This is a genomic window from Odoribacter laneus YIT 12061, from assembly GCF_000243215.1.
In the GTDB taxonomy this organism is placed as follows: domain Bacteria; phylum Bacteroidota; class Bacteroidia; order Bacteroidales; family Marinifilaceae; genus Culturomica; species Culturomica lanea.
This window is the reverse complement of sequence record NZ_JH594596.1, coordinates 1,495,548-1,510,442: the sequence shown is the minus strand read 5'-3', so window position 1 is coordinate 1,510,442 and position 14,895 is coordinate 1,495,548. Positions and strand designations below refer to the sequence as shown.

13 protein-coding genes are annotated in these 14,895 nt (G+C 43.2%); 12 read left to right on the top strand and 1 reads right to left on the bottom strand.

Going from position 1 to position 14,895, the window contains the following annotated elements:
• Positions 1-4 precede the first annotated feature (4 nt).
• On the bottom strand, positions 5-2,095 hold the full coding sequence (locus tag HMPREF9449_RS06280) for a M3 family metallopeptidase (protein ID WP_009136408.1): 2,091 nt from the start codon (positions 2,093-2,095) through the stop codon (positions 5-7).
• Positions 2,096-2,304: 209 nt separating this feature from the next.
• On the opposite strand from HMPREF9449_RS06280, the gene cmk reads away from it, so the two are divergent.
• The 12 genes from cmk to HMPREF9449_RS06220 all read left to right on the top strand — a co-directional run bounded on the left by cmk (position 2,305) and on the right by HMPREF9449_RS06220 (position 14,892).
• Positions 2,305-3,003: a (d)CMP kinase gene (gene cmk, locus HMPREF9449_RS06275; protein ID WP_009136407.1), complete on the top strand. Its 699-nt coding sequence runs from the start codon at positions 2,305-2,307 to the stop codon at positions 3,001-3,003.
• A 36-nt stretch (positions 3,004-3,039) separates the two neighbouring features.
• Positions 3,040-3,888, top strand: coding sequence for a 4-hydroxy-3-methylbut-2-enyl diphosphate reductase (locus HMPREF9449_RS06270; protein ID WP_009136406.1), 849 nt, complete (start codon positions 3,040-3,042; stop codon positions 3,886-3,888).
• Between the two features lie 61 nt (positions 3,889-3,949).
• Positions 3,950-4,933: a 6-phosphofructokinase gene (gene pfkA, locus HMPREF9449_RS06265; RefSeq protein WP_009136405.1), complete on the top strand. Its 984-nt coding sequence runs from the start codon at positions 3,950-3,952 to the stop codon at positions 4,931-4,933.
• A 301-nt stretch (positions 4,934-5,234) separates the two neighbouring features.
• On the top strand, positions 5,235-7,667 hold the full coding sequence (gene priA, locus HMPREF9449_RS06260) for a replication restart helicase PriA (protein ID WP_009136404.1): 2,433 nt from the start codon (positions 5,235-5,237) through the stop codon (positions 7,665-7,667).
• Between the two features lie 185 nt (positions 7,668-7,852).
• A complete protein-coding gene (locus tag HMPREF9449_RS06255; RefSeq protein WP_009136403.1) occupies positions 7,853-8,449 on the top strand; it encodes a hypothetical protein in 597 nt (198 codons plus the stop codon).
• Positions 8,450-8,592: 143 nt separating this feature from the next.
• A complete protein-coding gene (locus HMPREF9449_RS15860; protein ID WP_050810405.1) occupies positions 8,593-9,723 on the top strand; it encodes a L,D-transpeptidase family protein in 1,131 nt (376 codons plus the stop codon).
• Positions 9,704-10,435, top strand: a complete 732-nt coding sequence (locus HMPREF9449_RS06245; protein ID WP_009136400.1) for a L,D-transpeptidase — start codon at positions 9,704-9,706, stop codon at positions 10,433-10,435. The genes HMPREF9449_RS15860 and HMPREF9449_RS06245 overlap by 20 nt, the downstream gene beginning before the upstream one ends.
• 26 nt (positions 10,436-10,461) lie before the next feature.
• A complete protein-coding gene (locus HMPREF9449_RS06240) occupies positions 10,462-11,235 on the top strand; it encodes a hypothetical protein (protein ID WP_009136399.1) in 774 nt (257 codons plus the stop codon).
• A 36-nt stretch (positions 11,236-11,271) separates the two neighbouring features.
• Positions 11,272-11,676 carry a hypothetical protein gene (locus HMPREF9449_RS06235; protein ID WP_009136398.1) on the top strand — a complete coding sequence of 135 codons (405 nt, stop codon included), beginning with the start codon at positions 11,272-11,274 and terminating at the stop codon, positions 11,674-11,676.
• 202 nt (positions 11,677-11,878) lie between these two features.
• A complete protein-coding gene (locus HMPREF9449_RS06230; protein WP_009136397.1) occupies positions 11,879-12,874 on the top strand; it encodes an AAA family ATPase in 996 nt (331 codons plus the stop codon).
• Between the two features lie 75 nt (positions 12,875-12,949).
• Positions 12,950-13,819: a DUF58 domain-containing protein gene (locus HMPREF9449_RS06225; RefSeq protein WP_009136396.1), complete on the top strand. Its 870-nt coding sequence runs from the start codon at positions 12,950-12,952 to the stop codon at positions 13,817-13,819.
• A gap of 71 nt (positions 13,820-13,890) precedes the next feature.
• A complete protein-coding gene (locus HMPREF9449_RS06220; protein ID WP_009136395.1) occupies positions 13,891-14,892 on the top strand; it encodes a BatD family protein in 1,002 nt (333 codons plus the stop codon).
• Positions 14,893-14,895: the final 3 nt, after the last annotated feature.

Below are 14,895 nucleotides of genomic sequence, written 5' to 3'. Positions count from 1 at the left end.
TTTTCTATCTTAACCCGCTTCTTTTGAGCAAGGCGTCTATCGTCGGTTTATGGCCGCGGAAGCGAACGTAGAGCGTCATAGGATGTTCTGAACCTCCTTTTTCGAGTATATTTTTTCGGAAAGATTCGGCTGTGACCGGATCGAAAATCCCATTTTCCTGAAAAGCCGAGAAGGCGTCGGCATCCAATACTTCTGCCCATTTATAACTGTAATATCCGGCAGCGTATCCGCCTCCGAAAATATGTCCGAAAGCCGTGGAGAAACAAGTTCCTTCTACTGCGGGAAAAATTTCGGTGGGTTGCATAGCTTTTCTTTCAAAGTCCACAATGGAATCTTTCAGGGGGTGAGTAATACTATGCCAGTCCATATCGATGATGCCGAAACTCAGCTGGCGGTCGCTCAGATATCCGCTTTGGAAATTAGCGGCCCGGCGTATTTTTTCAATATATTCAGCCGGAATCTTTTCTCCGGTTTGGTAATGCACAGCCCATGTATCCAGCCATTCTTTTTCCAGTGCCCAATTTTCCATAATCTGGGAGGGAAGTTCTACGAAGTCCCTGTATACGCTTGTACCGGCAGTGGCATTATAGGTGTTTTGCGACAACATGCCGTGCAGGGAATGTCCGAATTCGTGCAAAAAAGTTGTCACTTCATCGAAGGAAAGCAAAGAAGGTTTATTTTCTGTCGGCCGGGTGAAATTCATGACGAGGGAGACTTGTGGGCGTATGTCTTCTCCGTTCCGGATGTGTTGGGTTTGGTATTCGGTCATCCAAGCTCCTCCGCTTTTGCTGGGACGAGGGAAAAAGTCGACATATAAAACGGCCAGAAACGAATTGTCCCGGTCGTACACTTCGAATGTTTTGACATCGGGATGATACTTCGGAATATTATTTACTTCTTTAAATTGCAGTCCGTAGAGGGTATGTGCCAAGTCAAAAATACCTTTTTGGACATTTTCTAATTTAAAATAAGGTTTGAGCATTTCGTCGTCCAGGGCATACTTTTCCTGTTTCAGTTTATTGGAATAATAGCTCCAGTCCCAGCGTTGGAGTTCCTCTTTAAAACCCAGGGAGCGGGCAAAATCTTCCACTTCTTTTTTCTCTTGCAGGGCAAAGGGGTGGGAAGCTTGGAGCAGTTGGGCGAGAAAATCGTTTACTTCTGCCGGAGATTCGGCCATTCGGTTGGTAAGTACATAGTCGGCAAATGTTTCATACCCCATAATCTTAGCTTTTTCTAAACGGAGAGCGGTTATCTGCCGGATAATTTCACTATTATTGTGTGCATTGTCGTGGTTACCCCGGGAATTATATGCACGATACATTTTCTCCCGTAATTCCCGGTTGTCGGCATATTTCATAAAGGGACCGTAACTGGGAGCGTGCAGCGTAAAAATCCAGCCTGTTTTTCCATTTTCTTTAGCGCTCAGAGCGGCGGCTTCCCGAACTCCTTCCGGTAAACCGGACAGATCTTCTTCTGCAGTAAGGTGAAGTTCGAAGTCGTTGGTTTCTGCCAATACGTTCTCTTCAAACTGGAGACTTAGTTTGGAAAGTTCTATGCTGATTTCCTTGAACCTTTCCTTGGCCTCACCTTCTAAGTTTGCTCCTCCGTTTACGAAAGATTTCCAGGTTTTATCTAAAAGGGTGGATTGTTCTGGCAGTAGGGAAAGTTGTTCCCGCTTATCGTATACATATTTTACCCGCTTGAAGAGTTGGGGATTCATATAAATACTGTTTCCGAATTCCGTCAATTTAGGGGAAACTTCTTGGGCTATTTTTTGCATTTCAGCATTTGTATGGGCCGAATTGAGGTTAAAAAAGATAGCGCTGATGGTATTTAATTTTTCGCCGGCGGCATCCAGGGCTACGATTGTATTTTCAAAATCGGGTTCGTCTGAAGAGTTTGCGAGGCTCTGGATTTCTTGCTGGGCTGCTGCGATAGCCTGATCGAAAGCCGGAAGGTAATCTTTTGTCTGAATCTGTTCGAAAGGGGGTGTTGCGTGGGGAGTGTTAAAATCTTCCAGCAAGGGATTTTTTTCCTGTTTGCTGCAAGATACACTCATCAATAGAAAGGCTGCCATATAAATTTTTTTATTCATATTAGGTAATGTTTTAGATAAACGGAAATGATTCACTGTGGTTGCGAATTTAACATTTTAATCCTGAAACGGGAAATAAACTTTTAGCTCATTCCGGAATATTTTTGAAAAAGGGTATAAATTTTTTGAAAAACGTTTGCATAAAATTTAATTCTATTCCTAAATGGAGTGAAACGAGTTAATTAAAAATATTATATCTTTGCAAAGCTATGGAAAAATGTAAAACTCTGATTATTGCGGTAGACGGACATTCGTCAACGGGGAAAAGCACTGTCGCTAAATTACTGGCTTCACGTTTAGGGTATACTTATATCGATACGGGGGCTATGTATAGAGCCGTTACGCTTGAAGCCCTTAGAAAAGGTTTCATTGTGGGGGAAAAAGTGGAAGAGGAAAAATTAAAAAATTGTCTTTCGGAAATACATATCGATTTCCGTTATAATCCGGCAGACAGACGTTATGAGACTTATTTGAACGGGGAGTATATAGAGGAACAAATCCGGACGATGGAAGTATCGGGTAAGGTCAGTTTGATTGCCCGTATCGGTTTTGTCCGCAAATTTTTAGTAGAGCAGCAAAGGGAAATGGGTAAAGCGGGGGGAATCGTCATGGATGGGCGGGATATCGGTAGCGTAGTGTTTCCACATGCAGACGTGAAATTTTTTATGACGGCTTCTCCGGAGGTAAGGGCTATGCGTAGATACAAAGAGCTTTTGGAAAAGGGAGAAAAAGTGGAGTATGCGGAAGTGGAGGAAAATGTGAGAAAGCGGGACTATCTAGATGAGCACCGTGCCGAGGGGCCTTTGGTGAAAACAGCGGATGCGTTGTTGATTGATAACAGTGAGATGACTATAGAGGAGGAAGTTCAGGTTATGCTGGAGAAAATAGAGGAAAAAAGGAGAGGGTAGACAGAGGGTAAACTGTTCCTATCCGTATTGATTGATATGCAGGTTGAAATTGATAAAAAATCGGGTTTTTGCACGGGAGTTGTGAATGCCATCCGTAAGGCGGAAGAAGAACTTCAGCGGGGGAAGCTGTATTGTATCGGAGACATCGTGCACAATAATCTGGAGATGGAGCGTTTGCAAAAGAAGGGATTAGAGACCATAGAGCATAAAGAATTCACGGAATTGAAGAATTGCCGGGTACTTTTCCGGGCTCACGGAGAACCTCCTTCTTCTTATGAAATAGCACGGAAAAATGGGGTGGAAGTCGTAGATGCTTCTTGTCCCGTCGTTTTGAATTTACAGCGTCGGATCCGGGAGGCGTATGAGGCGATAAGAGGAGAGGGAGGACAGATTGTCATTTATGGAAAGCGCGGGCATGCCGAGGTCATTGGCTTAGTGGGGCAGACCTGTGGAGAAGCGTTGGTCGTGGAGAACGAAGACGATTTAAGACAGATCGATTTTACAAAGCCGGTGGTGGTTTTTTCCCAGACGACGAAAAGCCTGGACGGGTTTCGGGCGATTTCGGCTTTGATACGTCAGAGGGGAGGAAAGCGGGTGACGGTATATGATACAATTTGTCGTAAAGTGGCCAATCGTATTCCTCAATTGAGGGATTTTGCAAGGATGCACGATGTTATTATTTTTGTAAGCGGAAAAAAAAGTTCCAATGGGAAACAATTATATACGGTATGTAAAGAAGTAAATCCCAGAACTTATTTTGTCGAAAGTGCGGAAGAATTGTCGGCTGAAATGTTTGAAGGGGTAAATAGTGTAGGCATCAGCGGAGCTACTTCGACCCCTTTATGGGTGACCGAAGAAATCCGGGATCGGATTTTAGAAAAATAAAGATTGATAAAAGATCGGAAAGATATTTATACTATATAGGAAAAGCAATAAATTTTATATTATGGGAAAAATTAAAAGAATTGGAGTACTTACATCAGGAGGAGATGCTCCGGGAATGAATGCTGCTATTCGTGCAGTGGTTAGATCAGCCATTTTTTATGGTTGTGAAGCCTATGGTATTTACGGAGGGTATCAGGGATTGATTAACGGAGATATCAAACGTCTGAGATCTCAGGATGTAAGCAATATTATCCAAAGGGGTGGAACTATTCTGAAATCGGCTCGTAGTACGGAATTCAGGACAGAAGAGGGAAGAGCAAAAGCTGCTGCAAAATTAGCCGAGCATAAGATCGATGCCTTGGTGGTGATCGGTGGGGACGGTTCTTTTTCAGGAGCTCGTTTATTGATACAGGAACACGATATTCCGGTAGTGGGTATTCCGGGCACTATAGATAATGATTTATACGGAACAGATTCTACGATCGGATACGATACGGCCGTGAATACAGCAGTAGAAGCGGTGGACAAAATTAAAGATACAGCCAGTGCTCACAATCGGCTTTTCTTTGTGGAAGTAATGGGACGGGATGCTGGTTTTATTGCTTTGCGGGTGGCTATTGCTACCGGTGCGGAAGCTGTATTAGTGCCGGAAATAGATACCGATATCACCGATCTGGAACATTTTCTGGAGAAAGACTATGACCCGAAACAGTCCAGTGGAATTGTGATCGTAGCGGAAGGAGACAAAGCCGGAGGAGCTTATAATGTGGCCCAGAAAGTGGGAGAGGCTCATCCGGAATATGATATTCGGGTATCGGTATTGGGACATATGCAAAGAGGAGGTTCCCCTTCTGCTTTCGACCGGGTGTTAGCCAGTCAGTTGGGGGTAGCTGCTGTGGATGCTTTGATGGACGATCAGAAGAGTATCATGGTAGGAATTATGAACAAAGAAATCGTACACGTTCCGTTTAATAAAACGATAAAGAATTCAAAAGGATTAAATCCGGAATTATTGAATTTAGTTAAGATTCTGTCTAACCGATAGGTGATATACCTATTGACGGAAGAGGCAGCCTGAAGTGAACTGAAATAATTTCTGTATATCGGATCAGAAGAAAATATTTTGGCCTTTCAGGCTGTTTTTGTACCCGTAAACCCTGTTTAAGCCGGTTCTTGCGCATTGGGGTGTGACGGGAAGAAAAGCGTTTATCGAAATTCTTTCCTTTTATATGTCAGAAAAAAATCTTATTTTTACAGAGAATAAGCTGCATTTCAATTGTATTTGAATAAATGGGATACAGGAAGCGGTTTACATTATCTTGAAAGAAAAATCAAAAGAAATAATTGTGAAGTTTGTCGATGTTATTATACCTTTAGCGGTTGAGGGGGTATTTACTTATGTTGTGCCTGAAATTTTAGAAGAGAAGATCAGGGAGGGGGTGCTTGTGATTGTGCCTTTTGTGGGGAATAAGAAATATACGGGTTTAGTGTGCCGGGTACATTCGGAAAAACCGCTCGGTTATGAGGCGAAGGTTTTGGAGGATTTGGCGGAAGAAGACATTTCTTTTTCAGCTCTTCATTTGCGTTTTTTAGAGTGGGTTGCTGCATATTACATGGCTTTACCCGGTGACGTGCTGAGGGCGGCCTTACCTATTATTTTCCGTTTGGAGAGTTTTACCGATATTACCTTAACGGAAGAGGATATAGATTTTACGGACCTGACAGAAAATGAACAGGCTTTCGTTCGTTTTTTAAGAAAAGGGGAATACACTGCTCTCCGGGAGGCAGAGAAATATTTAAAAATCAGAAATGGGTGGAGATTGGTTAAATCTTTGCTGAATAAGGGATACCTTCAGGTGAGAGAAACTATAGATGAGGCATTTAAAGAGAAAACAGAAAAATGGATTAAATGGGCGAGGAATTTTAATGAGGCGGAATTAAACAGGGTGTTAGACCGTTTAAAGCGGGCTCCTGTTCAATATCAAATGCTATGCAAATGGATAGAAACGGGAGAGGAGGAAATGGAAAAACATCGTTTTCTGACGGAAGGGGGTGGTTCTGCGGCTATATTAAAGGCTTTGTGTGATAAAAACATATTAGCGCAGGAGGAACGGGTTGTCAGCCGACTGGATGTTGTTCCTGTGCAAGAGCAGGTTTGTCATGCTTTATCGGTAATTCAGCAGCAAGCATTCCAGCAAATACAGTATCATTTCCGGGTAAAAGAATGTGTCTTACTGCAAGGGGTTACTTCTTCCGGTAAAACGGAGATATATATTCATTTGATACGTGAATATATTGCTCGGGGGAAACAGGTATTGTATATGCTTCCGGAAATTGCCCTGACGGTGCAGATCATTAAGCGCCTGAGACGGGTATTCGGAGATACCATTGGAATTTACCATTCCGGTATGCCCGATCAGGTGAGAGCAGAATTATGGAAAAAACAATGTAGTACGGATCCTTATCCGGTTGTTTTGGGAGTACGTTCTTCTGTTTTCCTGCCTTTTCAGAAATTAGGTTTGATTATTGTAGATGAGGAACACGACAGTTCCTATAAGCAAAAAGAGCCTTCGCCCCGTTACCAGGGCAGGGATGCTGCCATTATGCTGGCTAAAATGCACCGGGCTAAGGTGTTGCTGGGATCTGCTACCCCTTCTTTTGAAACGTATTACAATATAAAGAACGGGAAATACGGTTATGTAAGCCTTACCTCCCGTTATGGGGATATATTAATGCCTGAAATACAATTTGCTGATGTGGCGGAATACCGGCGGAAGAAGCAAATGAAAGGGTCCTTTTCTCCGCTTTTGTACCGGGAGATGAAACAGGTATTGGAAGAAGGAAAACAGGTGATTTTATTTCAGAACAGGAGGGGATATTCAGCTTATATGCAGTGTGATGCTTGCGGAGCCACTTTAAAATGCGACCATTGTGACGTGAGTATGACATATTACAAACAAAGGGATATTTTGAGTTGTCGGTATTGCGGAAGTATTAAAAAGCCGGAAGAGCTTTGTGGAGAATGCGGAAAAGGACATTATCGGTTACGTACTCCGGGAACAGAGAAAATTGAAGAAGAAGTGGTTCGTTTGTTTCCGGGGGTACGGGTGGCTCGTATGGATATGGAGGCTATGAATAGCAGAGCCAAGTACCAATCGGTTATTGATGATTTTGAACAGGGGAAGACCCAGGTGTTGGTGGGGACTCAGATGGTGTCCAAAGGTTTGGATTTTGAAAACGTGAAGTTAGTGGGGGTGATGGATGCCGATAGCATGGTCAATTTCCCGGATTTCCGGGCAGAAGAGCGGGCCTATGAAATGTTGATGCAGGTTAGCGGGCGGAGTGGCCGGAAAGGACAGAGAGGGCTGGTGGTCATACAGACAGCCGATCTGCAGAATCGGATTTACAAGCTGTTATTCAGGCAGGACTATGCCACATTTTATGCAGAACTGGCAGAAGAGCGGCAAAATTTTGCCTACCCTCCTTTTTGTCGTCTGATTTCGGTGGAGATCCGTCACAAAGAAGTTGTCGCTTTGCGGAGTATGGCCAATCAATTGGCTTCCCGGCTCAGGGAGCAGTTGGGAAAAAGAGTGTGCGGACCGGCTGTCCCGGAAGTAGGACGAATCGGAGGAATGTATCGTTTACAGATTATTATAAAAATTGAACAGGGGGCTTCTTTTTCTAAAGTAAAGGCTTTTTTAAAACAAGAGCTGGCTGGCTTGCAAAAAGGAAAAGGATTTAGCGGATTCCGTATGATTTGTGATGTAGATCCCGGTTAAAGAAATAAGGTCGGTTGCCTGAGGTGGGTCAACTGTTGTCTATATTTTTCATAAATTTTTAGGTCTCCGGGAATATCTATTGAAAAAAGTTGTAGTTTTACATAGTCTTTTCTGCGGGTGTAGGTGAAGTTCACGCTGTGCTTGAGAGGAAAGTAATTTATTCAAAATTAAAGTATTAAAGTAAAATGAAAAACCGATTATTTCTGGTTTTTGCCATGGTAATGATGGCAATTCTGGCGTCAGGTTGTGGTAAAATGCCACAAGAAAGTATTCGTGCCGCTAAATCGGCAGTAGATGCTGCTAAAAATGCTCAGGCCGATATTTATATGGCTAGTGAGTATAAAGCCTTAGAGGATTCTTTAAACGTAATGATGCAGAAGATCGAAGCTGAGAATTCAAAATTTATGAAAGATTTTGGAGAGGTAAAGACGCAATTAGAGGCATTGACTGTTCAGGCTGAAAAAGTGACGACTGCTGTTCCCGCTAAGAAAGAAGCTGTCAAGACTGAAGCGGAGACGATGGTGACTACAATAAAAGACAATTTGGCTGCTACCCGTACTCTTTTGGCTAAGGCTCCCCGGGGGAAAGAAGGACGGGCTGCTATCACTCAGATTACCGGTGAATTAAATGTCATTGAAACTCGAGTAAAAGAAGTAGAGGCAGCATTAAGGGAAGATATCAATTATGCCGAAGCTTTGGATAGGCTGAATGCGGCACAAAAGTCTGTGACTGATATCAATACGGAATTGACAGAAGCTATTGCAAAGAAAAAAGGCCGGTAGCTAAAACTGTAAAATAAGGAGAAAGCGTATGTTGCCTGGGGAGAAAGGGAACATACGCTTTTTGTTTAGAAATCCGAAAAGTATGTACGCTTTTTGTACTCATACCTATACAGACTTTTATGTTTTCGTTTACAGAGAAGAATATGAGAAAAATAAGGGGTAAAAAATGGGGATGGAGTGTTCTGGCCGGAATTGTTTTGGGAGGGACGGGGCTATTTTTGTGTACGAAAGAAGGATCACCGGAGGGAGAGATAGAGGAAGTGCGACAATTGCTTGCGGAAGCGGAAGGGGCGGGAGCCCTGAATTATAGTCCTCAATTGTATAAGGAAACCCGGTTCCTCTATGATTCGGCAATGATCAGCTGGAGGGAAGAAAATAAAAAATGGATCGTCTTCCGGGATTATAGTACGGTTCGTTCTTATGCCCGGATGGCAAAAGAAAAAGGAAAGCGGACTTTAGAGCAAACCCGGGAAAAGCATCAGAATTCCCGGGAAAATTTGCAGGCCGGAATTGACCGGCTACGGGAGGAAATGAGTGTATTCGAACCGATTTTCAATTTGCTCCCCCTGCCTGCAGAGATGAAGGAAAAATATACACAGGGGAAGTTATTACTGAATGAGGCTGAAATTGCTTTTAAAAAGGGAGATTATCCGGGAGGTTCGGATAAAAGTGTTCGGTCGTCTGTTCTGGTCCGGTATGCTTATGAGGAAGCCCGGAAATTGTTAGAAGCTTATTTTGTGCAGCTCCCTCAATGGCAAGCTCAATTGAAGACGGCTTTAGAGAATTCCCGGGAAAGAAAAGATGAACTGATCGTTGTGGAAAAATTTCCTCCCCGTTGTGTCTATTATGAGAGAGGGGAAATGAAGTATACTTTTAAAGTCGAATTCGGGAAGAATTGGATGGGAGATAAACGATGTGAGGGCGACCGGGCCACACCCGAAGGAAATTACCGGGTGGAGAGGAAGTTGGAAGGCAATGCGACTCAATACTACAAAGCTTTACTGCTGAATTATCCGAATCGGGAGGATGAAAAAGAATTCCGTCAATTGAAAAGAAGGGGAAAAATTGCTGCAGAAATTGGGATAGGAGGGCTGATTGAAATACATGGAAAAGGAGGGAGAGGCACTTATTGGACAAATGGCTGTGTAGCCTTGGCTAATGAGGATATGAATTTACTTTATAGCCTGGCAAGGAAAGGGACGCCTATCCTTATCATAGGGGCGTCTATATCTTTAGAAAAGGCATTAAAAAATTATGGATACGCAAAAAATTGATCTCATGCCTTCGGGAAAGGGATTACCCGGGCAAGACAAACACATTTGTTGGGGGAGACGAGGAAAAATAATCGGTTGGATAGCGGTTATTTTTATTCCTTTCCTGATTGTTTTCTACCTAACTCCCCTTATGTTGCAGTGGGGAAAGAGAACATTCAAAACGGTTGAAACCGATTCTGTTTTATTGGAAAAGCCGGTGGTGAAGAAAACGATCCGGAAAATGAAAAGCGAAATTGCCCGCTTGGAGGGAAAGTTGGATCGATATTTGCCTCATTCTCCTTATCTTGTTGTGAATACTACCCGGAACCGTTTTTATTTGTACGACCGAAAGGGAAAATTGATGCGGGAAGGCTTTTGTTCTTCCGGGAGCTATACCAAACTGGTGAGTGAAGAGAGAACGTGGATATTCAAAACTCCCAAAGGACGAATGAGGGTATTGTCAAAAACTGAAAATCCGGTCTGGACAAAGCCCGATTGGGCTTTTATAGAAGAAGGACTTCCGGTTCCGAAAGCAGGAGATCCCGCCCGTTATGAAAGGGGAGTATTGGGAGATTATGCTTTGCGGATGGCTGACGGTTATTTGTTACACGGTACGTTGTATAAACGTTTTCTGGGAATGCCGGTCACCCATGGATGTGTACGTTTCGGGGATGAGGATCTGGAAAAGGTATACCATACTTTACCAGTGGGGGCTTATGTCTATATTTATTAATAAAAGAGGGGTATAAATTATTAAAAATGCGATCTTGTAAAGGACTATGGATATTGCTGGGAATAGGAGTGTTTCTCGCTTCTGCCTATTCGGTTTGTAGTTTTCGGGCGATGCAGGTTTTGTGTGTGAAGACGAATGAAGCGTATTGGGAAAAGGTGAAACAGAAAGACATAGGGGAAAAGGCTCTCCTTCAGCAGGTCCCGGGATATTGCGATTTGCTTCGCCGGCAAAGTTCGCTAAATAGCTTAGTTGCTTTGGCGGCCGGAGATTCTATTGGTTTGTATTTGGACTTGCCTGCCCGGGAGGCCCGGCTAATGATTAAAGGATTGGGGGTACGGAGTATTCCGCTGCAATCTGCGGAGGAAAGTCCTTTTTTTACCCGTATAGATCCGGAAGTGTTATACGATTTTTTGTCCCGGCCGATGAATATTACCCGTTCAGAGGCCACTATTCCCAGGGAACCTTTACAGGTGGTGCAGGCTCCTAAGGATAGCACTGATATTCTTCCGTCGGTAGTACCAGATACGACCCAGGCAGAACCGGTATATTTTGTATTGGATACGGACCGGAATATTCGCTTTTTCTTTTACCAGACCGAAGGCGGTTGGAAAGATCATTACACGGCCTTTTTTTTCGATTTAAGACAGCGCTGGTGTGAGGTACGGAATACAGCCGAAGCCATGGGAAAATTGGAATTACCACCTTATACGCCGACGATTCGTATCGGTCTGTGCAAAGCGGATGCGAAAGTCCTTTACCGGGCTTTGCCATCCCGGGGACAGATTGTGTTGACATTCTAACTCTTTTATTATCTTTGTAGCCATTAATGCAAGGTTATGAATTGGGATGTGTATATATTTATTGCGTTCTGTGTGTTTATGCTTATGGTAGGCATGCGGATGCGCCAGCGGTGGAAAAACAGAAACAAAACGCCGGAAATAAAAGTCAATAAAAACCAACGTTCTAAAATGGCGGCTTCGGGGGAACCTCCGGAGGTGAAGGCCAGGCGTATCCGCCGGGAAAAACGGGTTCGTTTTTTTACCATTGCCCAGCTGTTTGTTTTGTTTGCTTTGATGATCTATATGGCCCCCTCTTTGGTGAAGGATATTATGTTCCCCCAAGGCATGGATGTACCTAACTTTTTTTTACGTTGTTTGATTTTTCTATTCACAATTTACGTATTCATTTTGGGATATTTGAAGGCTTTTAAGCGGAAAAAGAAGGAAGAGCGGGGAGAGTAGGGGAAAATCTTGAATCAGAGGCGCCTTTGCCTCTGATTTTTTTTACAAAAATCTAAACGAAGACTTAACTTTTTTTAACGGCAAGGAATTTAACATTTGGTTCAAATATAGCTAATTTTGATAGCGAAATAAAAATTGGGAAAAGAAGGGGAGGGGGGAAAGGCGAAATTGTAAATTTATAATTTAATACTAAAAATAATTTATGATGAATACTGTTGATATTAAAGCGTTGAATGATCGTATTCAGCAGGAAAGCTCGTTCGTGGACATGATCAGTATGGAAATGAACAAGGTGATTGTGGGACAGAAGCATTTGATAGAAGGTCTCCTGATCGGATTGTTGTCGGACGGTCATATTTTGCTGGAAGGGGTTCCTGGTTTAGCAAAGACATTAGCTATTAATACGTTGGCTACGACTATAGATGCAAAATTCAGCCGTATCCAGTTTACTCCCGATTTATTGCCTGCCGATGTGATCGGAACGATGATTTATTCCCAGAAAAAAGAAGAATTTGTTGTGAAACACGGGCCTATTTTTGCCAATTTTATCTTGGCAGATGAAATTAACCGGGCTCCGGCCAAAGTGCAATCGGCTTTACTGGAAGCGATGCAGGAACGTCAGGTGACCATAGGGGATATGACTTATCCGCTTCCGGAGCCTTTCTTAGTTATGGCCACACAGAACCCGATCGAACAGGAAGGTACTTATCCGCTTCCGGAGGCACAAGTCGACCGTTTTATGCTAAAGGTCGTAATTGACTATCCGAGAAAAGAGGAGGAAAAGCTGATTGTACAGCAAAATCTGGAGAAGAATTTTCCACAAGCCAATACTATTCTTAGGCCGGCGGACATTATAAAGGCCCGGGAAGTAGTGAAAGATGTTTATATGGACGAAAAGATCGAAAAATACATTATCGATATTGTCTTTGCTACCCGTTCCCCGAAGGAAAACGGTTTGGAGAAGTTTAAAGATATGATTGCTTACGGAGGGTCTCCCCGAGCCAGTATCAGTCTGGCAAAGGCTTCCAAAGCTTATGCATTCATCAAGCGCAGGGGATATGTTATTCCGGAAGATGTACGGGCTGTATGTCCGGATGTGTTGAGACATCGTATCGGTTTGACCTATGAAGCGGAAGCGAACAATATTACGAGCGAAGATATTGTAAATGAAGTTCTGAATACCGTTGAAGTGCCTTAGTAGAAGGCGGACGGAAGGAAAATCGGCTTCCGTAGTAGAGAAATTTTCAACTTGTTGAACCTTTCGGTCTGGAATATGGAAACATCAGAATTATTAAAGCGAGTAAGGAAAATTGAGATAAAGACCCGGGGATTGTCCAGTAACATTTTTGCGGGAGAATATCATTCGGCTTTTAAAGGGCGGGGAATGACCTTCAGTGAAGTGCGGGAATACCAATACGGGGATGATATCCGGAATATCGACTGGAATGTGACGGCACGCCATAACCGGCCTTATGTAAAGGTATTTGAAGAAGAACGGGAGTTGACGGTAATGTTACTGATAGACGTCAGCGGATCCCGGAATTTCGGGACAGTATCCAAGCTGAAAAAAAATCAAATTACTGAAATCGCTGCCGTAATCGCTTTTTCGGCAATACAGAATAATGATAAAATCGGTGTGATTTTCTTTTCCGATAAAATTGAGAAATTCATTCCTCCTAAAAAGGGTCGAACGCATATTTTGCATATTATCCGGGAACTAATTGATTTTTATCCGGAAGATAGACAGACAAATATTGCGGTGGCTTTGGAATATTTGACAAATTCCATAAAAAAACGTTGTACTTGTTTTATATTATCCGATTTTATCGATTCCCATAATTTTGAGCATGCCCTTTCGATTGCCAACCGTAAGCACGATGTGGTCGCTTTAAGGGTATACGACCGGAGGGAAAACGAATTGCCGGCTGTCGGTTTGATGTATTTAAAGGATGCTGAGACGGGGGAGAGTATGTGGGTAGACACTTCTGATAAAGCTTTGCGCGAGTATTACCGGAAATTTGCCTGGGAAGAAGAGCAAAAGTTGATCAATTCTTTTAAGCGTTCGGGAGTGGATGTAGCGAATATTCGTTCGGACGAGGATTATGTAAGGGCATTGATTACATTGTTTAAGAAAAGAGCGTAGGGAAAAAGGGAACCCTTGAGGGGAATAAAGTTTTACAAAGGGCGGAGTTCCTCTTAAATAAAATAAGGTTTATGAGATTGAAATTACGGTTATTTATAGTATCCCTGATCGTTGGAATGGGGTTGGTAAAAGGTCAGAATCTCGAGTACGGGGTCGGTGTGGATACCAATTATATGATGATAGGTGATCAGCAGCATCTTACCTTCAGGGTAAGGAGTGATGTACCTGTTCAGGTGGTTTTTCCCCTCTTGAAAGATACGGTCACAGCCGGAGTCGAAATCATCTCCGGACCTGTCAGAGACTCCCTTCAGGGAAAAGATGGAAAATGGCTGATAGAGGAAAAATATGTGATTACGGCTTTTGATACCGGGGTATATGTCATTCCTGCCATGCCGATTACGGTGGAAGATAAAAGTTACAATAATGTACTTCGTACCGATCCCATTGCTTTTATGGTCAATACTTATAAAGTAGATGAGCAGCAAGGAATTAACGATATTGTAGCCCCTTATCCGATGCCTGTCACTTTTTTAGAAGTGCTGCCTACTATCTTATTGGTTTTGGTGGGAGTGGTTGTCCTGGCGCTGATCGTGTGGTTCGTTATTCGCCGGAGAAAAGAGAAACCTTTGTTCCGTCGGGAAGAACCTGCCATACCTCCTTATGTAAGGGCGATACAGGCCTTAGATGGATTGAAAGCTGAAAAATTGTGGCAGGAGGGAAAAGTAAAAGAGTATTACACCCGCTTGACCGATACCGTACGGGAGTATTTGAATGGAGAATTGGGCATAGGAGCAATGGAACAGACGTCTTTCGAAACCTTGATGGCAGTGGAGAACTGTGCCCGGGTAAACGCGGAGGACCGGGAGAAGTTGGCGGATTTGTTTCAGACAGCCGATTTTGTGAAATTTGCCAAAGCCACTCCTTTACCAGACGAAAATACCCGGAACCTGAATATAGCTTATGAATTTATCCAGCATACAAACCAGAATGTAAAAGAACTGCAGCAAAAAGAAGAGATACAGCAATTGGAGGCATTGGAAGAGGAGCAACAGGAGACGATGGGTACTCTTTAGGTA